The organism is Bradyrhizobium sp. AZCC 2230, from assembly GCF_036924495.1.
GTDB classification, from domain to species: Bacteria; Pseudomonadota; Alphaproteobacteria; order Rhizobiales; family Xanthobacteraceae; genus Bradyrhizobium; species Bradyrhizobium rifense.
Window position 1 is genome coordinate 6,075,795 of the sequence record NZ_JAZHRS010000001.1, and the last position, 20,400, is coordinate 6,096,194.

The window sequence follows — 20,400 nt, forward strand, 5'->3', positions numbered from 1 at the left end:
TTGATGCTAAGGCACGGCTGGGCTGACAACGAGAGAGCCGCGCGTGACGAACGAAAAACCCTACCGTCCCAATGTCGGCATCGCGCTGTTCAATGCCGACGGCCGTGTGCTGATCGGCCACCGCTTCAAGGGCGACGGCCCCGAGATCATCTTGCCGGGGCTCGACTGGCAGATGCCGCAGGGCGGCGTCGACGAGGGTGAGGTCTTGCGCGATGCCGCCATGCGCGAGCTCTGGGAGGAGACCAGCGTCGTCAGCGCCGACTATCTCGGCGAGACCGACTGGCTCACTTACGAATTCCCGCCCTATGACGGACCGCAGACGCACCGGCTGGCAAAATTCCGCGGCCAGCGCCAGAAATGGTTCGCGCTGCGTTTCACCGGCAAGGACGACGAGATCGATCCGCTGACGCCGCGCAACGGCCAGCCGGCGGAGTTCGATGCGTGGCGCTGGGAGCGGCTCGACCGCGTCGCCGACATCGTGGTGCCGTTCCGCCGCGAGGTCTATCGCGCCGTCGCGAAGCAGTTTGCGCCCTTCGCCAACTGAAACCGCGAAAACAACCCCATGCACAGTAGCCGGCCGTTTTCGGCGCGATCCACGGTGGTCTCGACGAAGCAACTGATACGTCAGGCCAAATCAGCGAAAGCGCGCAGCGTCCGCGCTAGTTCGTCGGCCCGACCGTAAACGGGCCGATCGCGATCACGTGGCAGTCGCTGTCGTGCTTGACGCAGTCGGCGAGCGCGCCGTTGACGGCGGTTTGTTCGTCCGCGGCCTTCAGGCCGAGGCCGGGGCGCCCCGCGGTGCCGACGGCGACTGCGTTCCAACCCATGCCGTCGCCGAGCTTGCGCATCACCTCGTCACGCGCATCGGCCACGATCGAGGAATTGGTCGCGGCGTGGAAGAAGCCGGTGATCCTGAGCAGGGTCGGGATCGGCACGACGAAGACGTCGTCGACCGCGACGATCATGCAGGCCACGCCGGCGAACGCGCCGCAGGATTCCAGCGAACGCCGCGCCGACTCGTCCACGGTTGATGCGCCCAAAACCGTGAAATACTGACCGCCCGGACCGAGCGCGACCGACCGGGACTTCGCGGCCGGCACGAACAAGTTCTCGAGACGGACTTTGGCCTGGTCGCGCAGCATCGGAAAGTCCTTCGACGCGAACGCGCGCTCGGTCACGGTGTCGTGCCGAACCCAGGGCTGTGGCGGCATCGGCGGCTTGCCGTGCGTGTAGACAACATTGTTGCCGACCGCATAGAGCTCGCAGCGCCGCGGCGATTGCGCGGCGTCGGCGCGCTTCTGGCACTGATCGAGCGCGGCATTGCGCGCGGCTTCCTCATTCTGCTGATTGAGTGCGGAACCGGTGAAGCCGGCGATGTTGAGGGCGAAGGCCTTGTAATCGCCGGCAGCGGCATATTCGTTGCTGAGATAGGTGCGCAGGCGCTCGCTGATGAAGGGCACCATATCCGCGGGGAAATTGCCGCCTGAGGCGGCCGGGGGCGACGGCATTGGCATCGGCGTCACGGCTGCCGTTTGTGTCGGTGTCGACGTCGGCATGGGCGAGGGCATCGGCGCCTTCGCGGCCATCGTGGGCGTTGGGTTGGGCGCCGAAGCAGCAACGGGACTCGGCGCGGGCGCGGCCGCAGTCGATGACAGCTGGGTGGTCTCGAGCTTGGTGAAATAGAGGAAGCCGCCGACGCCGATGGCGACGACGGAGACCACGCCGACCACCAGCGGCCACATCCAGTTCGGTGCGGGCTGCGCCTTTGCGACCTTCTTCACCTGCGGCGTGGAATAGGTCCCGTCCTCGCGCCGCATCGCCACCATATAGGCGTGCACCGGCGTCGGGATGTTCTTCACTTCCTGCGCGCCGATATCGGCAAACTGCACCGACAGCTTGTTGGCAACCTGCTCATGCACGGCACGCGAGACGCAGATGCCGCCGACCTCGGCCAGCCCTTCGAGCCGGGCTGCGATGTTGACGCCGTCACCGAGAAGATCGCCGTCGCGCTCGACCACGTCGCCGATGGTGATGCCGATGCGGAACGACATCTGCCGGCTCGGCGGATAGGCCATGTTGCGGGTTCGCAAGGACTCCTGAATGTCGATGGCGCAGCGTACCGCGTCGACCGCGCTCGGGAATTCCGCGAGCACGGCATCGCCTGCGGTATTGAAGATGCGGCCGTTCGCCTTGGCGATGAAATCGTCAATGACTTCGCGATAGGACGCCAGACGCCGCAGCGTCTCTTCCTCGTCTTCCGCAACAAGCCTCGAATAGCCGGCGATATCGGCCGCGAAAATCGCCGCGATCTTGCGCTTCATCTGTACCAGCCCTGGAACCTCTTTCGCGGCCGCAGAATGCCGCTATCGGCGGCGCGGTGCAACAAAGTTTCAGCGCCCGCCACTTCCGTGACGAGCGCTGATTTTATTCCAGAATTTCTTGTGAGCCCCGAAGCCGCGCCCCGGGGCCTAGTGCATGGCCGTCGAGCTGAGCTGCTGCTGGATGCTCTTGTAGTGATCGAGCCGCTCGATGGCCTGATCGAGCTCGCTGCCTTCGTGCTCCTTGAGGTTCTCTTCCATGTCCGAGATGGTCTCGGCGAACTTGGCACGGTCGAGCTCGGCCAGCGACGTCGCAACGTCGGCGAGCACGGTCAGGCCCTTCTCCGAGACTTCGGCGAGACCACCGAGCACGATGATCTTCTCGTGCCTGCCGCCGGTGGTGATGGTGAGGATGCCGGGGCGGATCGCAGCCACGACCGGCGCATGACCCGCCAGCACGCCGAAATCACCCTCGACGCCGGGAATGTCGACCTGATCGACCTCGCCCGAGAATGCGAGCTTTTCAGGCGAGACGAGATCGAAGTGGAAGGAGGCCATGGGAAACCTGCGAATGCTGAGTAGCGAATAGGCGAGTGGCGAGTAGCGAATGGCGAATAGATTCTACTCGCCACTCCCTATTCGCTATTCGCCAGCTTAGGCGGCTTCCGCCGCCAGCTTCTTGCCCTTCTCGATCGCCTCTTCGATGGTGCCAACCATGTAGAAGGCGGCTTCCGGCAAATGGTCATACTTGCCTTCGCAGAGGCCGCGGAAGCCCTTGATGGTGTCCGCGAGGTCGACGAACTTGCCGGGCGAGCCGGTGAAGATTTCGGCGACGTGGAACGGCTGCGACAGGAAGCGCTCGATCTTGCGGGCGCGGGCCACCGTCAGCTTGTCCTCTTCCGAAAGCTCGTCCATGCCGAGAATGGCGATGATGTCCTGGAGCGACTTGTAACGCTGGAGCACCTGCTGAACCTGACGCGCGGTGTCGTAGTGCTCCTGGCCGACGACGAGCGGCGAGAGCATGCGCGAGGTCGAGTCGAGCGGGTCCACCGCCGGATAGATGCCCTTTTCCGAGATCGCGCGGTTCAACACCGTGGTGGCGTCCAAATGCGCGAACGAGGTCGCGGGCGCCGGATCGGTCAAGTCGTCGGCCGGAACGTAAATGGCCTGCACCGAGGTGATCGAGCCCTTATGCGTGGTGGTGATGCGCTCCTGGAGCGCGCCCATGTCGGTGGCGAGCGTCGGCTGATAACCCACCGCCGACGGGATGCGGCCGAGCAGCGCCGACACTTCAGAACCGGCCTGCGTGAAGCGGAAGATGTTGTCGACGAAGAACAGCACGTCCTGGCCCTGGTCGCGGAAGTGCTCGGCGACGGTCAGACCGGTGAGGCCGACGCGGGCGCGCGCGCCCGGCGGCTCGTTCATCTGGCCGAACACCAGTGCGCATTTCGACTTCACGCTCGGATCCGGATTGTGCGGATCGGCGTTGACCTTGGACTCGATGAACTCGTGATAGAGGTCGTTGCCCTCGCGGGTGCGCTCGCCGACGCCGGCGAACACGGAATAACCGCCGTGCGCCTTCGCGACGTTGTTGATCAGCTCCTGAATCAGCACGGTCTTGCCGACGCCGGCGCCGCCGAACAGGCCGATCTTGCCGCCCTTGGCGTAGGGCGCGAGCAAGTCGACGACCTTGATGCCGGTGACGAGAATTTCAGCTTCGGTCGACTGGTCGGTGTAGCTCGGCGCTTCCTGGTGGATGGCGCGCCTGCCTTCGAACTTGATCGGACCGGCTTCGTCGATCGGCTCGCCGATGACGTTCATGATGCGGCCGAGGGTGCCGTCTCCAACCGGAACCGCGATCGGCTGGCCGGTGTCGGTCACTTCCTGGCCGCGCACAAGACCCTCGGTCACGTCCATCGCGATCGTGCGCACGGTGGACTCACCGAGATGCTGCGCAACCTCCAGCACGAGGCGGATGCTGCCGTTCTTGGTTTCGAGCGAATTGAGAATGGCCGGCAGGTGGCCTTCGAACTGAACGTCGACGACGGCGCCCATGACCTGGGTGACGCGACCGACCGGGTTAGCTGCTGTAGCCATGAAGCTCTCCTTCGAAATTCTGGACTTGAACGACCGTCGTTTGGTTCGTGCGTCAGACCGCCTCGGCGCCGGAGATGATCTCGATCAGCTCCTTGGTGATCTGGGCTTGACGGGTTCGGTTGTAGATCTGGGTTTGCTTGCGGATCATTTCGCCGGCATTGCGGGTGGCGTTGTCCATAGAGCTCATCTGCGCGCCGTAGAACGAGGCGTTGTTTTCCAGCAGCGCGCGGAAGATCTGCACCGCAATATTGCGCGGCAACAGGCCGGAGAGGAGTTCGTCCTCCTCGGGCTCGTACTCGTATGAGATCACCGGGCCGCTCGCGGCCTTTTCCTCGACGACCAGCGGGATGATCTGCTGCGCGGTGGGGATCTGCGCGATCACCGACTTGAACTGCGCGTAGAACAGCGTGCAGACGTCAAACTCGCCGGCCTCGAAACGGGCCAGCACCTTCTTGGCGATGTCCTCGGCGTTGACGAAGCCGAGCTGACGAACGCTGCGCAGGTCGAGATGTTCGACGATCTGCTTGTCGAACAGGCGGCGGAGCTGCTCATAGCCCTTGCGGCCGACGCAGAAGAATTTGACTTCCTTGCCCTGCGCGATCAGCGCCTGCGCGCGCTCGCGCGCCAGGCGCACGATCGAGGAGTTGAAAGCGCCGGACAAGCCGCGCTCGCCGGTGCAGACCAGCAGCAGATGAACCTGGTCCCTGCCGGTGCCGGCGAGCAGCGCCGGCGCACCGGGCGAGCCTGCGGCGGCGCCGGCGATATTGGAGATCACCGCGCTCATCTTGTCGGCATAGGGTCGCGCCGCCTCGGCCGCTTGCTGGGCGCGACGCAACCTGGACGCTGCGACCATCTGCATGGCCTTGGTGATCTTCTGCGTCGCCTTGGTGGAGGCGATGCGGACGCGCATGTCTTTAAGTGACGCCATTCTTCGTTCACCCCGGCGGTTCGACAAAACGTCGGACCGCTAGCCTGTCCCTATCGCAATGCCCGGCCGAGCGCCGGGCACGCTTATTATTGGTTTGCCTCTCGCGAAGCGGTCACGGCCGGAAAATCCGACCGTGTCGCAATTACGCGAACGACTTCGCAAAACCTTCGACCACCGACTTCAGCTTGGCAGCGGTGTCGTCGGTGAGGTCGCGGCTGTCGCGGATCGAATTGAGGATCTCGGCGTTCTTGCCCCGCAGCAGCGACAGCAGACCGTCCTCGAACGCGCGCACCTTGTTGACCGGAAGCGGGTCGAGATAGCCGTTGGTGCCGGCCCAGATCACGCAGACCTGCTCTTCCATCTTCAGCGGCGAGAACTGCGGCTGCTTCAGGAGTTCGGTCAGGCGCGAGCCGCGGTTCAGCAGGCGCTGGGTCGAGGCGTCGAGATCGGAGCCGAACTGCGCGAACGCCGCCATTTCGCGATACTGCGCGAGCTCGCCCTTGATCTTGCCGGCGACCTTCTTGGTGGCCTTGGTCTGCGCCGAGGAGCCGACGCGCGACACCGACAGACCGACGTTCACCGCGGGGCGGATGCCCTGGAAGAACAGGTCGGTTTCCAGGAAGATCTGACCGTCGGTGATCGAGATGACGTTGGTCGGAATGTAGGCCGACACGTCGTTGGCCTGCGTTTCGATGACCGGCAGCGCCGTCAGCGAGCCGGAGCCCTGGTCCTTGTTCAGCTTCGCCGCGCGCTCGAGCAGGCGGGAGTGCAGATAGAACACGTCGCCGGGATAAGCTTCGCGGCCCGGCGGGCGGCGCAGCAGCAGCGACATCTGGCGGTAGGCGACGGCCTGCTTGGACAGATCGTCATAGATGATGACCGCGTGCATGCCGTTGTCGCGGAAATACTCGCCCATGGTGCAGCCGGTGAAGGGCGCGATGTACTGCATCGGCGCCGGATCCGAGGCGGTGGCGGCGACGATGATCGAGTATTCGAGCGCGCCCTGCTCTTCCAGCACCTTCACGAACTGGGCAACGGTGGAACGCTTCTGGCCGATCGCGACATAGACGCAATACAGCTTGATGTTCTCGTCGGGCTGCGCATTGAGCGGCTTCTGGTTCAGGATGGTGTCGAGCGCGATCGCGGTCTTGCCGGTCTGACGGTCGCCGATGATCAGCTCGCGCTGGCCGCGGCCGATCGGGATCAGGGCGTCGATCGCCTTGAGGCCGGTCGCCATCGGCTCGCTCACCGACTTGCGCGGAATGATGCCGGGCGCCTTGACGTCGACGCGCATGCGCTTGTCGGCCTGGATCGGACCCTTGCCGTCGATCGGGTTGCCGAGACCGTCGACGACGCGGCCGAGCAGGCCCTTGCCGACCGGCGCGTCCACGATGGCGCGGGTGCGCTTGACGGTCTGGCCTTCCTTGATCTCGCGGTCGGCGCCGAAAATGACGATACCGACGTTGTCGGTTTCGAGGTTCAGCGCCATGCCGCGGGTGCCGTTCTCGAACTCGACCATTTCACCGGCCTGAACGTTGTCCAGACCATAGACGCGGGCGATACCGTCGCCGACGGACAGCACCTGTCCGACTTCGGAGACTTCAGCTTCCTGGCCGAAATTCTTGATCTGGTCCTTGAGGATCGCGGAAATTTCCGCGGCGCGGATGTCCATCAGCCTGCCTCTTTCATCGCGTGCTTGATCGAATTGAGTTTGGTGCGAAGCGAACTATCGATCATGCGGCTGCCAAGCTTGACGACGAGGCCACCGATGATCGAGGGATCCACATTCACGTTGAGCGCGACGTCCTTGCCGGTCACCGACTTCAGGGCAACCTTGAGGGCATCGAGATTCTTGTCCGAGAGCGCCTCCGCGACCGTGACATCCGCGGTCGCCTCGCCCTTGAACCTGGCGACGAGGGCGCGGTAGGCGCGGATGACGTCAGTCACCACAAACAGGCGGCGGTTGGCGGTCAGCACTTTGAGGAAATTGGCGGAGATGCCGGCGATACCGGCCTTGTCCAGCACGGCCGCAAGGGCCCGGGACTGGGCATCGGCCGCAAAAACCGGGCTGCGGACGAGGCGCTTGAGATCAGCGCTTTCGTTAAGCAGCCCCTCGAATTTCTCGAGATCGGCTTTGACCTCGTCGACCAATTTCTGGTCGCGGGCCAGTTCAAACAAGGCCGTTGCATAACGGCCCGACACACCGGAAACGGACGTATCTTCTGCAGCCACAGACGCGCTCTTTTAGCTGTCAAATTCGCAAGGGAAAAACCGTCGCCACGAAGCGGCGCCTAGCGATCCAAGCCCTTGGAATTCAAGCGGGACTTTGATTCTCGGCCGACACGGGACATGCCGGGTCCGTTAAAATCGCGGCTTTGCTAACATAGCAGGCGCGCACGTGCAACATGACGGCAACTTAAAGGCTCAGCTGTTTCTCGCCAGTTCGTCGCACGCTGTGATCGGAGATCGCTGACCTGCCAGGAAGCTGCGGTGAACCTGCCATGCCACGGAATTGCCGCGACCGTTACGGCGGCAACCGGCCCATTCGTTCCTGCCCTCAGCGCATAGCGGCCATGAACACGGATCGCTGAGGCGTGATCCGCGCCGCGCCGTTCGCGGCCGCCGAATACTTACCCAATTCTAAACGCGAAGAGTAACAACTTAGCTTTACAGTACTTGCAAGTAATCAACGAGTTAATGAATCGTTAAAATGAAAGATTACGGAACTTCGGCTGAATATCGATTCGGATCACAAGATATTTCAACACGATACGGATCTGATTTACTGCCCAATTCACGCCTCATTAGGAATCGAAACGCCAACCCGCTCGCAAATTGATGGGGGCTCCACTTGCCACATATGTGGCAATACTAGCTTAGGGACCACTAAATGCTGTCTTTGAAGACGCTGGGCACTGTGACCCGGCCGCGTACAGCGATCGCTTTCGTTGCCGCAACTCTCCTCGTTGGTGGAACTGCCACCGAAGCGTCCGCCAAATCCAGGCATCACCACCGCTATTCTCACCATCATCACGGTCACCACGCCCAGGACGATTCCAACGCGACCTCCGATTGGCGCAATGCCAATGCGTCGATGACGCCGTCGTCGGGCACGGGCCGCAGCTTCTCGGGCATGGCCTCCTATTACGGCAACGAGTCCGGCAGCCGCACCGCCTCGGGCGCGCGCTTCAACCAGAACGCCATGACCGCGGCGCACCGTTCGCTGCCGTTCGGCACCAAGCTGCGCGTCACCCATGGCGGCTCGAGCGTCATCGTCACCATCAATGACCGTGGCCCGTTCGTGCGCGGCCGCGTGCTCGACCTCTCCACGGGCGCTGCCCGCGCCATCGGCCTCACCGGCGCCGGCGTCGGCCGCGTCACCGCGGAAGTGGTCTCCTGACGGTGCGCTGAAGCGCCTCAATCACAAGCGCAGCTCTCGTCAATGTCCGCGACATGTGAGCGGCGGGATCAGCGCAGGTGAAACAAGCCCGCCGTCTTGGGGGACGGCGGGCTCTTTTACGTCCCGTCATTCCGGGGCGCGACGAAGTCGCGAGCCCGGAATCCATTCATCCACCAACTCTGCCGCCCGATGGATTCCGGGCTCGCGCTACGCGCGCCCCGGAATGACAGCGGCGGCCCTACAAAAAGCTCTGCGGGTCGACATCGACCTCGAGCTTCTGATTGCCCTTCGGCTTCGGACAGACCGCGAGCCAGTTCCGCAGATAATCCGACAGATCAAAACCGCGTGCCGATTTCACCAGGATGCGGAAACGGTAGCGGCCCTTGATCACGGCGAGCGGGGCTTCGGCCGGGCCCAGCACCACCACGCGCTCGTCGCGCGGCGCGAGCGCGACGAGACGGCGGCCGAGGCCCTCTGCGCTCGGACGATCGCCCGCCGAGATGATCAGGCTCGCGAGCCGGCCGAACGGCGGATAGAGCGTGCGCTCGCGCAGGTCGATCTCGCTGTCGTAGAAGGCCTCGCGGTCGCAGGCGATCAGCGCCTTCATGACGGGATGATCGGGCTGATGGGTCTGGAGATAGCCGACGCCGCGGCCCTGCTCGCGCCCCGCACGCCCGATCACCTGGTTGAGCAATTGCCAGGTGCGTTCCGCCGCGCGCGGATCGCCGTTGCTAAGGCCGAGATCCGCATCGACCACGCCGACCAGATTGAGCCGCGGGAAATTGTGGCCTTTTGCCACGAGTTGCGTGCCGATGATGATGTCGACGCGCCCCTCCGCGATCTCGGCAAGCTCGCTGCGCATGGTCTCGATCGAGGTGATGAGATCGCTCGACAGCACCATGGTGCGCGCGTCCGGAAACAGCGCGGCCGCCTCCTCCTGGAGGCGCTCGACGCCGGGACCGACGGCCACAAGCGATTCCTCCGCCGCGCAATGCGGGCAGGTCTGCGGACGCGGCATCGAGAAGCCGCAATGGTGGCAGACGAGACGCTGGCGAAAGCGGTGATCCACCAGCCAGGCATCGCAGATGGTGCAGGCAAAGCGATGGCCGCAGGCACGACACAGCGTCAGCGGCGCGTAGCCGCGGCGATTGAGGAACAGCAGCGCCTGCTCGCGCTTTTCGATCGCGGTTCTGATCTCGGAGGCCAGCCGCGGCGAAATGAAGCGGCCGCGCGCAGGCGGCTCGCGGCGCATGTCGATCGCCTCGATATGCGGCATGTGCTGGCCGCCGAAGCGCGACGGCAGCGCGATGCGCTGATAGCGGTTCTTGCGCGCATTGACCTCGGATTCGACCGACGGCGTCGCGGAGGCCAGCACGATCGGAATCTTGGCGATATGCGCGCGCACCACCGCCATGTCGCGGGCGTGGTAATGCACGCCGTCGTCCTGCTTGTAGGCCTGGTCGTGCTCTTCATCGACCACGATCAGGCCGAGATTGGCGTAGGGCAAAAACAGCGCCGAACGCGCGCCGACCACGACCGGCGCGGTCCCTTCCGAAATCGCCGCCCAATTGCGCGCGCGGGTGCGCGGCGTCAGCTCGGAGTGCCATTCGATCGGCCGCACGCCGAAACGCTGCGCGAAGCGATCGAGGAACTGGCCGGTGAGCGCGATCTCCGGCATCAGGATCAGCGTCTGCCTGCCGCGGCGGATCGATTCCGCGATCGCCTCGAAATAGACCTCGGTCTTGCCCGAGCCAGTGACGCCGTCGAGCAGCGCAACGTGGAAAGTGCCGTTGGCCGCGAGCGCGCGCATCGCATCCACGCCGGCGCGCTGCAGCGGCGAGAAATCCGGCCGGCCGAAATCCGGATCGGGCGCTGGCGGCGGCGGTGGCGGCGGCATCGGCTCGACCGTCAGCGTGCCTTCGTCGACGAGGCCGTCGATCACGCCGGCCGACACGCCGGCTTCCTTGGCGGCCTCGGATTTGCCGTGCAGCAGCCGGTCCGACAGCACCTCCATCACGCGCTGCCGTGCCGGCGTCAGCCGCTTCGGCGGATCGCCGGTCAGCCGCACGCCGGCGCGCACGCGCTCGGGGCCGAGGTTCTCGCCCATCCGCAGGCACATGCGCAGCACCATGCCGCGCGGGCTCAGCGTGTAATTGGCGACCCAGTCGACGACGGAACGCAGCTCACCCTTCAGCGGCGGAAGGTCGAGCTTCTCGTTGACCTCCTTGAGACGGTTATGCAGGCGCGGATCGGGATTGGCGTTTTCCGCCCAGACCACGGCGAGCACCTCGCGCGGCCCGAGCGGCACACTGAGGAGATCGCCGGCCTTCAGCTCCATGCCGCGCGGCACCTTGTAGGAATAGGTCTGGTCGAGCGCGACCGGCACCAGCACGTCGACCATGCGGGTCGCGTTGGCGGGGGCGGTTTGGCTACGCGACGAATGATCCATCAATGATCTTTGGGTGGAGAATCGGAACCTGGGGGCCTTGAGGCTAGCCGCCCGAGGCCGCCTTAGCGAACAGTAAACGGGTGTGATGCGATATACTGTGCGGAATCATAACGTCCAGAGCGCATGAGCAAAGCGGCCGCCCCACCAATCGAGCTCGCCAGCGCCGATCCCTCGATCGCGCAGGAGATGACGCGCTGGCTGGCGCATCTCGGCGCCGAACGGCGGCTGTCGCCGAAGACGCTGGAGGCCTATGCGCGCGACCTGCGGCAGTGCCTGGACTTCCTGTGCAGCCATTGGGGCGAACGCGTGACGCTCACCCGTTTTGCCTCGCTGGAAGCCACCGACATCCGTGCCTTTATGGCGATGCGGCGTGCCGACGATATCGCCGGCCGTTCGCTGATGCGCGCGCTTGCGGGCCTGCGCTCCTTCGGCCGCTTTCTGGAACGCGAAGGCAAGGGCAAGGTCGGCGCACTCTCCGCCATCCGCGCGCCGAAGGTCGCGAAAACCTTGCCAAAGCCGCTGCCGATGGCATCGGCAAAACGCCTGGCAGACGCCGACGAGCGCGCCGGCGAGGATCGCGAGACCTGGATTCTGGTGCGCGACGCCGCGGTGATGGCGCTGCTCTATGGCTCGGGCCTGCGCATTTCCGAAGCGCTCGGCCTGAAGCGCCGCGAGGTGCCGAAGGCAGGCGAAGGCGACGTGCTTGTTGTCACCGGCAAAGGCAACAAGACCCGCATGGTGCCGGTGCTGCAGAACGTGCTGGCGCTGATCGATGAATATGTCCGGATGTGCCCGCATACGCTGCCGCCGGAAGGGCCGATCTTCGTAGGCGCGCGCGGCGGTCCGTTGAGCCCACGCATCATCCAGCTCGCGATGGAGCGGCTGCGCGGCGCGCTTGGGCTACCCGACAGCGCCACGCCGCACGCGCTCCGGCACTCCTTCGCCACGCATCTGCTCTCGCGCGGCGGGGACTTGCGCGCCATCCAGGAATTGCTCGGCCACTCCTCGCTCTCGACCACGCAGATCTATACCGGCATCAATTCTGAACGATTGCTGGAGGTCTATGCCAGCGCTCATCCAAGACGCTGAGAGAGGCGCTGAGAGAGGCGCTGAACTGCTCGCTCATTCCTGACATCAGCCTGTCATCACCCGCATGCCTCTTGCGCAGGCCGCGCGGTTCGGTCAATCGTGGGGAACCGACACAGGAGGGGATTCATGAGCGCACACGAAAGCATGGAGCATGCGGAGCATGCCGAGCACGCGTCCGGCGAGAACAAGAAGATCGCCCTTCTGATCGCGGTGCTGGCGCTGTTCCTGGCGATCTCGGAAACGCTCGGCAAGGGCGCGCAGACCGAGTCGATCAGCAAGAACGTCGAGGCCTCCAATCTCTGGGCGTTCTTCCAGGCCAAGAGCATCCGCCGTACCGTCGTCCAGACCGCCGCCGACCAGGGCAAGCTGACCCTGGGCGCAGCCACCGACGACGCCATCAAGGCCGCAGTGCAGAAGCAGATCGACGACTGGCAGAAGACCGCAGCGCGCTACCGCTCCGAGCCCGAGACCGGCGAAGGCACCGAGCAGCTCGCCGAGAAGGCCAAGGAGGCCGAGCACGCGCGCGACGAGGCGACCGCGAAATATCATCACTTCGAGCTGGCGTCGGCCGCGTTCCAGATCGGCATCGTGCTGGCCTCGGCCACCATCATCACCGGCATGCTGCCGCTCGCCTGGGTCGCGGGCCTCTTGACGCTCGCCGGGCTCAGCATGACCGTGCTCGGCGCATGGGCGCCGCATGTGTTGCATCTGCACGGGTGAGGGGGCTGTTACGCGCACCGCTGTCATGCCCCGCGAAGGCGGGGCATCCAGTACGCCGCAGCCCCTCGGTTCTAATCTCGCTGTCTCTGGAATACTGGATCGCCCGCTTTCGCGGACGATGACAGCGAGTATGTGGCGAAGAACTCACCGCGCTTCGTGCACGCTCTTGCGAAAGCGCTGGATCAGACGGAGCGTGCGCGAGGACCAGCCTTCGCCGTTGCCCCTGACCAGATCGCGGATGCGCCGCTTGACCGGTTCGACCAGCTCGGTCGCCTTGGCGCGCAACCTCAAGACCAGCTCGTAAAGCCGCTCGAACCATTGCATCTCCAGCAGCTTGTCGCGCGTGACGTCGAACACGAAGGCGGTGACGCCGACGCCGAGCATCTTTGCGAACAGGATCGTGAAGACCGCGCTGGTCCAGTATTCGTGCGTGAGCAGCCACAGGCCGACCAGCTTGAGCGGAAACAGCGGGACGATCGGGACGGCGAACACGATCAACGTCATCGCAGGCGACAGTGCGTCGACGCGCTCCGACAGCCATTCCTTGAACCGGGCGAGCGGAATCAGTGCGACAACCCGCGCGACGATCGGCTCGCAATGGTCCCACAGCCAAGCTTCGATCAAAAAGATGATCGCAAGCAGGACCCAGACCGGTTGAAGAAGGCGGCGCAGCATGTGTTTCCCGCCCGATTCGGCTCTGGGCGCGGACCTACATATGGATGGCCCGCTTGCCGACTGCAAGCGCGGCTTCCTTGATGGCCTCGGAGCGGGTCGGATGCGCGTGGCAGGTGCGGGCGAGATCTTCCGCACTGCCACCGAACTCCATGAGAACGCAGGCTTCATGGATCATTTCGCCGGCCTCGATGCCGATGATGTGCACGCCGAGCACGCGGTCAGTCTTCGCATCTGCGAGAATCTTCACAAAGCCGTCAGTGGTCTGATTGACCTTGGAGCGGCCGTTGGCGGTAAAGGGAAACTTCCCGACGGTATAAGCGACGCCGGCCTGCTTCAGCTCTTCCTCGGTCTTGCCGACGGAGGACACTTCCGGGGTGGTATACACGACGCCTGGGATAACGTCGTAGTTCACATGACCGGCTTGCCCTGCGATGATCTCAGCGACCGCGACGCCTTCATCCTCGGCCTTGTGCGCGAGCATGGGGCCCGCGACGACGTCGCCGATGGCATAGACGCCCTTCAGGCTGGTGGCGAAATGCGGATCGATCTGCACGCGACCACGCGGATCGAGCGCAACGCCGGCTTCCTTCAGGCCGAGACCATCCGTGTACGGCGCACGGCCGATGCAGACGAGAACGACGTCGGCCTCCAGCGTCTCGGCAGCGCCGCCGGCAGCGGGCTCGATGGTCGCCTTCAGCGTCTTGCCTGACGTGTCGACCGCGGTGACCTTGGCGCCTAACTTGAACGCAAAACCCTGCTTCTCGAGGATGCGCTGGAATTGCTTTGCAATTTCGCCGTCCATGCCGGGCAGGATGCGATCCAGGAATTCGACGACGACGACTTCGGCGCCGAGCCGCTTCCACACCGAGCCGAGCTCGAGGCCGATCACGCCGGCACCGACGATCAGAAGCTTGCCGGGGACCTTGTCCAGCGACAGCGCGCCGGTCGACGACACGATGCGTTTCTCGTCGATCTCGATGCCCTTGAGACGCGCGATGTCCGAGCCGGTGGCGATCACGATGTTCCTGGTCTCGATCACCTGCGACTTGCCGTCGGCGGAGACTTCGACCTTGCCGGTGCCAAGAATCTTGCCGGTGCCCTTGAGCACGTCGACCTTGTTCTTCTTCATCAGGAACTCGACACCCTTGACGTTGCCGTCGATGCCCTGCTGCTTGAAGTTCATCATCGCCGGCAATTCGAGCTTCGGCGCGGAGACGCTGACGCCCATCTTGGCGAAAGAGTGCCCGGCTTCCTCGAACATCTCGGAGGCGTGCAGCAGCGCCTTCGACGGCATGCAGCCGACATTGAGGCAGGTGCCGCCCAGCGTGGCGTTCTTTTCGACCACGACGACTTTCATGCCGAGCTGGCTTGCGCGCACCGCGCAGACATAACCGCCAGGTCCGGTGCCGATGACGACGAGATCGTAGGTAGCCATGAGAGAAGTCCCGTAAGTTTAGCGTTGTGAGGATGTGTCAGCGTCCGCGCGGCGCGTCAGCGTCCGCCGGACACATCGAGAATGGCTGAGGTGACGTAGGAAGCATCGTCCGACATCAGCCAGACGATGGCGTTGGCGATTTCATCGGCAGTGCCGACGCGCTTCATCGGCACCATGTGGGCCAGGCGATGATGCCGATCGGGCTCACCGCCGGAGGCGTGGATGTCGGTGTCGATCAGGCCGGGACGGATGCCCGCGACACGAATGCCTTCGCTGGCAACTTCATAACCGAGGCCGATGGTGAAGGAATCGATCGCGCCCTTGGACGCGGCATAATCGACGTAAGTGTTGGGCGCGCCGAGCTTGGCAGCAACCGATGACAGATTGACGATGACGCCGCCCTTGCCGCCATGCTTGGTCGACATCCGCTTCACGGCCTCGCGCGCGCAGAGGATGGAGCCGGTGACGTTGACCGCCATCACGCGCTGGATGCGCTCAGCCGACATCTCGTCGACGCGCACGCCGCTCTTGCCGACGATGCCGCCATTGTTGACGAGTGCGGCAAGCGTGCCGAACTTGTCCGCTTCCTTGAACAGATCGACGATATCGCTTTCCTCGGCGACATCGCATTTCACTGCAATCGCCTTGCCGTTGCCGGCCTCGATCTCGGCGACCACCTCGTCGGCGGCTTTCTTGTTGCTGGCATAGCCGACCACGACGCGGTAGCCGCGCGCGGCCGCCGCAAGCGCGGTCGCCCGCCCGATGCCGCGGCTGCCGCCGGTGATGACAACGACTTTATCGGTCACGCCCGCCTCCAAGGTTCGACACACGCCGTCGCGCAAAAGGGCGACGGCGCTTGCAGAGCGTCAGGGATCAGAGGTCCAGCACCAGGCGCGCCGGATCTTCCAGGCTCTCCTTGACACGGACCAGGAAGGTGACGGCTTCCTTGCCGTCGATCACGCGGTGATCGTAGGACAGCGCCAGATACATCATCGGGCGGACCTCGACCTTGCCGCCGACCACCATCGGGCGATCCTGGATCTTGTGCATGCCGAGAATGCCGGACTGCGGCGCGTTCAGGATCGGGGTCGACATCAGCGAGCCGTAGATGCCGCCATTGGTGATGGTGAATGTGCCGCCCTGCATCTCGTCGATCTTGAGCTGACCGTCACGGGCGCGGCGACCGAAATCGGCGATGCCCTTCTCGATGTCGGCGATCGACTTGTTGTCGCAATCGCGCACCACGGGCACGACGAGGCCCTTGTCGGTGCCGACGGCGACGCCGATGTGGTAGTAGTTCTTGTAGATCAAATCAGTGCCGTCGATCTCGGCGTTGACCGCCGGGATGTCCTTCAGACCCTGCACGACGGCCTTGGTGAAGAAGCCCATGAAGCCGAGCTTCGAGCCGTGCTTCTTCTCGAACGCATCCTTGTAGTGCGCGCGCAGCGCCATCACGTTGGTCATGTCGACCTCGTTGAAGGTCGTGAGCATCGCGGCGGTGTTCTGCACGTCCTTGAGGCGGCGCGCGATGGTCTGGCGCAGGCGGGTCATCTTGACGCGCTCTTCGCGGGCGGCGTCATCGGCCGGCGAAGCGGTGCGAACCTGCACGGCAGCCGCGGGCTGGTTGACCGGGGTCGGCGCGGAGGCCGCACGCTCGATCGCGGCGAGCATGTCGCCCTTGGTGACGCGGCCGTCCTTGCCGGAGCCCGGAACGGTCGACGCGTCGACGCCGGTCTCGGCGGAAAGTTTTCGCACGGACGGAGCGAGCGGGGCATCAGCCGGCGGCGCCTTTGCAGCAGGAGCCGGCGCAGAAGCGGCAGCGGCGGGAGCAGCAGCGGCGGGCTTCGCGGGAGCAGCAGCCGGCTTCGCGCCGGCGGCACCTTCGGTGATCTGGCCGAGCAGCGCGCCGACCGCAACAGTCGTACCGTCAGCAGCGATGATCTCGCTCAGCGTGCCCGCGGAAGGCGCCGGGACCTCGATGGTGACCTTGTCGGTCTCGAGCTCCACCAAGGGCTCGTCGACGGCGACGGCATCGCCGGCCTTCTTGAACCAGCGGCCGATGGTGGCCTCGGTGACGGATTCGCCGAGCGTCGGCACACGAATTTCAGTCATGGTCTTTTCCTTAATCGTTTTTGGCCGTCATCGTCCGCGCAGGCGGACGATCCAGTACTCCGTGACGATCGTGGATCAAAACGGACGCCGCGGCGTACTGGATGCCCCGCCTTCGCGGGGCATGACAATTGGAATTTCGGTTAGCTCAGTGCTTCGTCCAGGAACGCCTTCAACTGCGCCTGATGCTTGGACATCAGACCAGTGGCGGTCGCGGCGGAAGCGGCGCGGCCGACATAACGCGGACGCCGGCTCACACCGTTCACCTGGTTCAGCACCCATTCCAGATAGGGCTCGATGAAGTGCCAGGCACCCATGTTGCGGGGCTCTTCCTGGCACCAGATCACTTCCGCCTTCTTGAAGCGGGACAGCTCGGCCACCAGCGCCTTCAGCGGCACCGGATAGAGCTGCTCGACGCGCATCAAATAGATGTCGTCGATGCCGCGCTTCTCGCGCTCCTCGTAGAGGTCGTAATAGACCTTGCCCGAGCAGAGCACGATGCGGCGGATCTTGTCGTCCGGAACGAGCTTGATCGCCTCGTTCGGCAGCATCTGGGCGTCATCATAGAGGATGCGGTGGAAGGTCGTGTCCTTGGCGAGCTCCTCGAGACGCGAGACCGCCCGCTTGTGACGCAGCAGCGACTTCGGCGTCATCACGATCAGCGGCTTGCGGATTTCACGATGCAGCTGGCGGCGCAGCACGTGGAAGTAGTTCGCCGGCGTGGTCGGATAGACCACCTGCATGTTGTCTTCCGCGCACATCTGCAGGTAACGCTCCAGACGCGCCGAGGAGTGCTCCGGTCCCTGGCCCTCATAGCCATGCGGCAAGAGGCAGACGAGACCGGACATGCGCAGCCATTTGCGTTCGCCCGAGGAGATGAACTGGTCGAACACGACCTGCGCACCGTTGGCGAAGTCGCCAAACTGGGCTTCCCACAGCGTCAGCGTATTCGGCTCGGCGAGCGAATAGCCGTATTCGAAGCCGAGCACGGCTTCTTCCGACAGCAGCGAGTTGATGACCTCGTAATGGCCCTGCTCGTGACCGAGATGGTTATATGGCGTGTAGCGGCTCTCGTCCTCCTGGTCGATCAGGACCGAGTGACGCTGCGAGAAGGTGCCGCGCTCGGAATCCTGGCCTGACAGGCGGACGTGGTGGTTCTCGTTGAGCAGCGTGCAGAACGCCAGCGCCTCGCCGGTCGCCCAGTCGATGCCGGCGCCGGTGTCGATCGCCTTCGAGCGGTTCTCGAGGAAACGCTGGATGGTGCGGTGGGCACGGAAGCCGTCCGGCACCTTGGTGATCTTGCGGCCGATATCCTTGAGCTCGGCAACATCGACGCCGGTGACGCCACGCCGGGCATCTTCCTCCTGGTCGGCGATCTTGAAGCCGGCCCATTTGCCGTCGAGCCAGTCGGCCTTGTTCGGCTTGTAGCCGGAGCCGGCCTCGAGCTCGGCATCGAGCCGCGCGCGCCAGTCGGCCTTGGCCTTGTCGACCTCGCCCTCGGTCAGCACGCCTTCGCTGATCAGGCGGCGGGCGTAGAGCTCCAGCGTCGTCGGATGAGCCGCGATCTTCTTGTACATGACCGGCTGGGTGAACGCCGGCTCGTCGCCCTCGTTATGGCCGTGCCTGCGATAGCAGAACATGTCGATGACGACAGGCTTGTGGAACTTCTGCCGGAACTCGGTCGCGACCTTGGCCGCGAACACGACAGCTTCCGGATCGTCGCCGTTCACGTGGAAGATCGGCGCGTCGATCATCTTCGCCACATCCGACGGATAGGGCGAGGAGCGCGAGTAACGCGGATAGGTGGTAAAGCCGATCTGGTTGTTGACGATGAAGTGCACGGAGCCGCCGGTGCGGTAGCCCTTCAGATCCGACAGACCAAAGCATTCCGCGACCACGCCCTGGCCGGCAAACGCTGCGTCACCGTGCATCAGCAGCGGCATCACCGAAATGCGCTGGTCCGGCGGATCGCCATGCTGGTCCTGCTTGGCGCGGACCTTGCCGAGCACGACGGGATCGACGATCTCGAGATGCGAGGGGTTCGCGGTCAGCGACAGATGGATGCGGTTGCCGTCGAACTCGCGGTCCGAGGACGCGCCGAGGTGATACTTGACGTCGCCCGAGCCTTCGACCGCGTCGGGGTTGGCCGAGCCGCCCTTGAACTCGTGGAACAGGGCGCGATGGGCCTTGCCCATCACCTGCGTCAGCACGTTGAGGCGGCCGCGATGCGGCATGCCGACCACGACTTCCTTCACGCCAAGATTGCCACCGCGCTTGATGATCTGCTCGAGCGCGGGGATCAGCGATTCAGCACCGTCGAGACCGAAGCGCTTGGTGCCGGTGAACTTGGTGTCGCAGAATTTTTCAAAGCCTTCGGCTTCGACCAGCTTCATCAGGATGGCACGACGGCCTTCGCGGGTGAACGAGATTTCCTTGTCCGGCCCTTCGATGCGCTCCTGGATCCAGGCCTTCTGCGCAGCGTTGCTGATGTGCATGAATTCGACGCCGAGCGTCTGGCAGTAGGTGCGCTCGCAGATCGCGGTGATCTCGCGCAGACTGGCGTATTCGAGGCCGAGCACGTGATCGAGGAAGATCTTGCGGTCGAAATCGGCTTCGCTGAAGCCGTAGGTACGGGGATCGAGCTCTTCGCGGTTGCGCGGGGCCTCGATGCCGAGCGGATCGAGCTTGGCGTGGAAGTGGCCGCGCATGCGGTAGGAGCGGATCAGCATCAGCGCGCGGACGGAGTCGCGCGTGGCCTGGAGCACGTCGGCGGAAGAGACATCCGCGCCCTTGGCCTGCGCCTTGGCGGCGATCTTGGCGCCGACCGCCTTCTCGACTTCCGCCCAGTTGCCGTCGAGGGCGGAGGTCAGGTCGTCCTTCGGCGTCAGCGGCCAGTTGGCGCGCTCCCAGGACGGGCCCTCGGCGTTCTTCCGGACGTCAGCGGGCTGGTCGTTGAGGCTCTTGAAGAACTCCTGCCACTCGGCGTCCACCGAGGACGGGTCCTTCTCGTAGCGGGCGTAGATTTCGTCGATGTAGGTGGCGTTGGTGCCCTGCAAAAAGGAGGAGAGGGCAAAGGCTGCGTTCGCGTCCTGGCGAGACATACTTGAGTTCCTGGCGATTTCGGTTCGCGCATAACAAACGGCGCTCGCGCTGAGCTCCCCGGCAGAGGCTCAGCGCGAC

The 20,400-nt window shown here is 64.5% G+C and carries 16 protein-coding genes; 4 read left to right on the top strand and 12 right to left on the bottom strand.

What is annotated here, in order from left to right; genetic code table 11:
* Nucleotides 1-43: 43 nt before the first annotated feature.
* Complete coding sequence (locus tag V1280_RS29100) at nt 44-544, top strand: RNA pyrophosphohydrolase (RefSeq protein ID WP_334532311.1); 501 nt, start codon at nt 44-46, stop codon at nt 542-544.
* Nucleotides 545-659: 115 nt separating this feature from the next.
* Here the strand turns inward: V1280_RS29100 and V1280_RS29105 are convergent, their stop codons facing one another.
* The 6 genes from V1280_RS29105 to V1280_RS29130 all read right to left on the bottom strand — a co-directional run bounded on the left by V1280_RS29105 (nt 660) and on the right by V1280_RS29130 (nt 7,575).
* A complete protein-coding gene (locus V1280_RS29105) occupies nt 660-2,321 on the bottom strand; it encodes an adenylate/guanylate cyclase domain-containing protein (RefSeq protein WP_334532314.1) in 1,662 nt (553 codons plus the stop codon).
* A gap of 147 nt (nt 2,322-2,468) precedes the next feature.
* The gene (locus tag V1280_RS29110) at nt 2,469-2,876 is read right to left on the bottom strand and encodes a F0F1 ATP synthase subunit epsilon (RefSeq protein ID WP_334532317.1); all 408 of its coding nucleotides are present in this window, start codon (nt 2,874-2,876) and stop codon (nt 2,469-2,471) included.
* A gap of 96 nt (nt 2,877-2,972) precedes the next feature.
* Entirely contained in the window at nt 2,973-4,415 is a 1,443-nt protein-coding gene (atpD, locus tag V1280_RS29115; RefSeq protein ID WP_334532320.1) for a F0F1 ATP synthase subunit beta, read from the bottom strand.
* 52 nt (nt 4,416-4,467) lie between these two features.
* Nucleotides 4,468-5,343 (bottom strand): F0F1 ATP synthase subunit gamma, encoded by an 876-nt coding sequence (locus V1280_RS29120; RefSeq protein WP_334532323.1) that lies wholly within the window; start codon nt 5,341-5,343, stop codon nt 4,468-4,470.
* Nucleotides 5,344-5,485: 142 nt separating this feature from the next.
* Nucleotides 5,486-7,015, bottom strand: coding sequence for a F0F1 ATP synthase subunit alpha (atpA, locus tag V1280_RS29125; RefSeq protein WP_334532326.1), 1,530 nt, complete (start codon nt 7,013-7,015; stop codon nt 5,486-5,488).
* Nucleotides 7,015-7,575: a F0F1 ATP synthase subunit delta gene (locus V1280_RS29130; RefSeq protein ID WP_334532329.1), complete on the bottom strand. Its 561-nt coding sequence runs from the start codon at nt 7,573-7,575 to the stop codon at nt 7,015-7,017. The genes atpA and V1280_RS29130 overlap by 1 nt, the downstream gene beginning before the upstream one ends.
* A gap of 658 nt (nt 7,576-8,233) precedes the next feature.
* Here V1280_RS29130 and V1280_RS29135 point away from each other — a divergent pair.
* Complete coding sequence (locus tag V1280_RS29135; protein WP_334532332.1) at nt 8,234-8,743, top strand: septal ring lytic transglycosylase RlpA family protein; 510 nt, start codon at nt 8,234-8,236, stop codon at nt 8,741-8,743.
* 238 nt (nt 8,744-8,981) lie between these two features.
* Here V1280_RS29135 and V1280_RS29140 read toward each other — a convergent pair whose 3' ends face one another.
* Nucleotides 8,982-11,192 (bottom strand): primosomal protein N', encoded by a 2,211-nt coding sequence (locus tag V1280_RS29140; RefSeq protein ID WP_334532335.1) that lies wholly within the window; start codon nt 11,190-11,192, stop codon nt 8,982-8,984.
* A gap of 123 nt (nt 11,193-11,315) precedes the next feature.
* Here V1280_RS29140 and V1280_RS29145 point away from each other — a divergent pair, with 123 nt between their 5' ends.
* The gene (locus V1280_RS29145) at nt 11,316-12,281 is read left to right on the top strand and encodes a tyrosine recombinase XerC (protein ID WP_334532338.1); all 966 of its coding nucleotides are present in this window, start codon (nt 11,316-11,318) and stop codon (nt 12,279-12,281) included.
* A gap of 126 nt (nt 12,282-12,407) precedes the next feature.
* The gene (locus tag V1280_RS29150) at nt 12,408-13,001 is read left to right on the top strand and encodes a DUF4337 domain-containing protein (protein WP_334532341.1); all 594 of its coding nucleotides are present in this window, start codon (nt 12,408-12,410) and stop codon (nt 12,999-13,001) included.
* Between the two features lie 144 nt (nt 13,002-13,145).
* On the opposite strand, the gene V1280_RS29155 is transcribed toward V1280_RS29150, so the two are convergent.
* From V1280_RS29155 to V1280_RS29175, 5 genes are all read right to left on the bottom strand, one after another.
* Entirely contained in the window at nt 13,146-13,676 is a 531-nt protein-coding gene (locus tag V1280_RS29155; protein WP_334532343.1) for a hypothetical protein, read from the bottom strand.
* Between the two features lie 34 nt (nt 13,677-13,710).
* Nucleotides 13,711-15,111, bottom strand: coding sequence for a dihydrolipoyl dehydrogenase (gene lpdA, locus V1280_RS29160; RefSeq protein WP_334532345.1), 1,401 nt, complete (start codon nt 15,109-15,111; stop codon nt 13,711-13,713).
* 56 nt (nt 15,112-15,167) lie between these two features.
* Nucleotides 15,168-15,917 carry an SDR family oxidoreductase gene (locus tag V1280_RS29165; RefSeq protein WP_334532347.1) on the bottom strand — a complete coding sequence of 250 codons (750 nt, stop codon included), beginning with the start codon at nt 15,915-15,917 and terminating at the stop codon, nt 15,168-15,170.
* Between the two features lie 67 nt (nt 15,918-15,984).
* The gene (gene odhB / locus V1280_RS29170) at nt 15,985-17,223 is read right to left on the bottom strand and encodes a 2-oxoglutarate dehydrogenase complex dihydrolipoyllysine-residue succinyltransferase (protein ID WP_334532351.1); all 1,239 of its coding nucleotides are present in this window, start codon (nt 17,221-17,223) and stop codon (nt 15,985-15,987) included.
* Nucleotides 17,224-17,363: 140 nt separating this feature from the next.
* Entirely contained in the window at nt 17,364-20,321 is a 2,958-nt protein-coding gene (locus tag V1280_RS29175) for a 2-oxoglutarate dehydrogenase E1 component (RefSeq protein ID WP_334532354.1), read from the bottom strand.
* Between the last annotated feature and the right edge of the window lie 79 nt (nt 20,322-20,400).

Coding starts and splice junctions, on each gene's coding strand:
- V1280_RS29105 (WP_334532314.1), bottom strand. CDS start 2,321: ATGAAGCGCAAGATCGCGGCGATTTTCGCGGCCGATATCGCCGGCTAT.
- V1280_RS29110 (WP_334532317.1), bottom strand. CDS start 2,876: ATGGCCTCCTTCCACTTCGATCTCGTCTCGCCTGAAAAGCTCGCATTC.
- atpD (WP_334532320.1), bottom strand. CDS start 4,415: ATGGCTACAGCAGCTAACCCGGTCGGTCGCGTCACCCAGGTCATGGGC.
- V1280_RS29120 (WP_334532323.1), bottom strand. CDS start 5,343: ATGGCGTCACTTAAAGACATGCGCGTCCGCATCGCCTCCACCAAGGCG.
- atpA (WP_334532326.1), bottom strand. CDS start 7,015: ATGGACATCCGCGCCGCGGAAATTTCCGCGATCCTCAAGGACCAGATC.
- V1280_RS29135 (WP_334532332.1), top strand. CDS start 8,234: ATGCTGTCTTTGAAGACGCTGGGCACTGTGACCCGGCCGCGTACAGCG.
- V1280_RS29140 (WP_334532335.1), bottom strand. CDS start 11,192: ATGGATCATTCGTCGCGTAGCCAAACCGCCCCCGCCAACGCGACCCGC.
- V1280_RS29145 (WP_334532338.1), top strand. CDS start 11,316: ATGAGCAAAGCGGCCGCCCCACCAATCGAGCTCGCCAGCGCCGATCCC.
- V1280_RS29150 (WP_334532341.1), top strand. CDS start 12,408: ATGAGCGCACACGAAAGCATGGAGCATGCGGAGCATGCCGAGCACGCG.
- V1280_RS29155 (WP_334532343.1), bottom strand. CDS start 13,676: ATGCTGCGCCGCCTTCTTCAACCGGTCTGGGTCCTGCTTGCGATCATC.
- lpdA (WP_334532345.1), bottom strand. CDS start 15,111: ATGGCTACCTACGATCTCGTCGTCATCGGCACCGGACCTGGCGGTTAT.
- odhB (WP_334532351.1), bottom strand. CDS start 17,223: ATGACTGAAATTCGTGTGCCGACGCTCGGCGAATCCGTCACCGAGGCC.
- V1280_RS29175 (WP_334532354.1), bottom strand. CDS start 20,321: ATGTCTCGCCAGGACGCGAACGCAGCCTTTGCCCTCTCCTCCTTTTTG.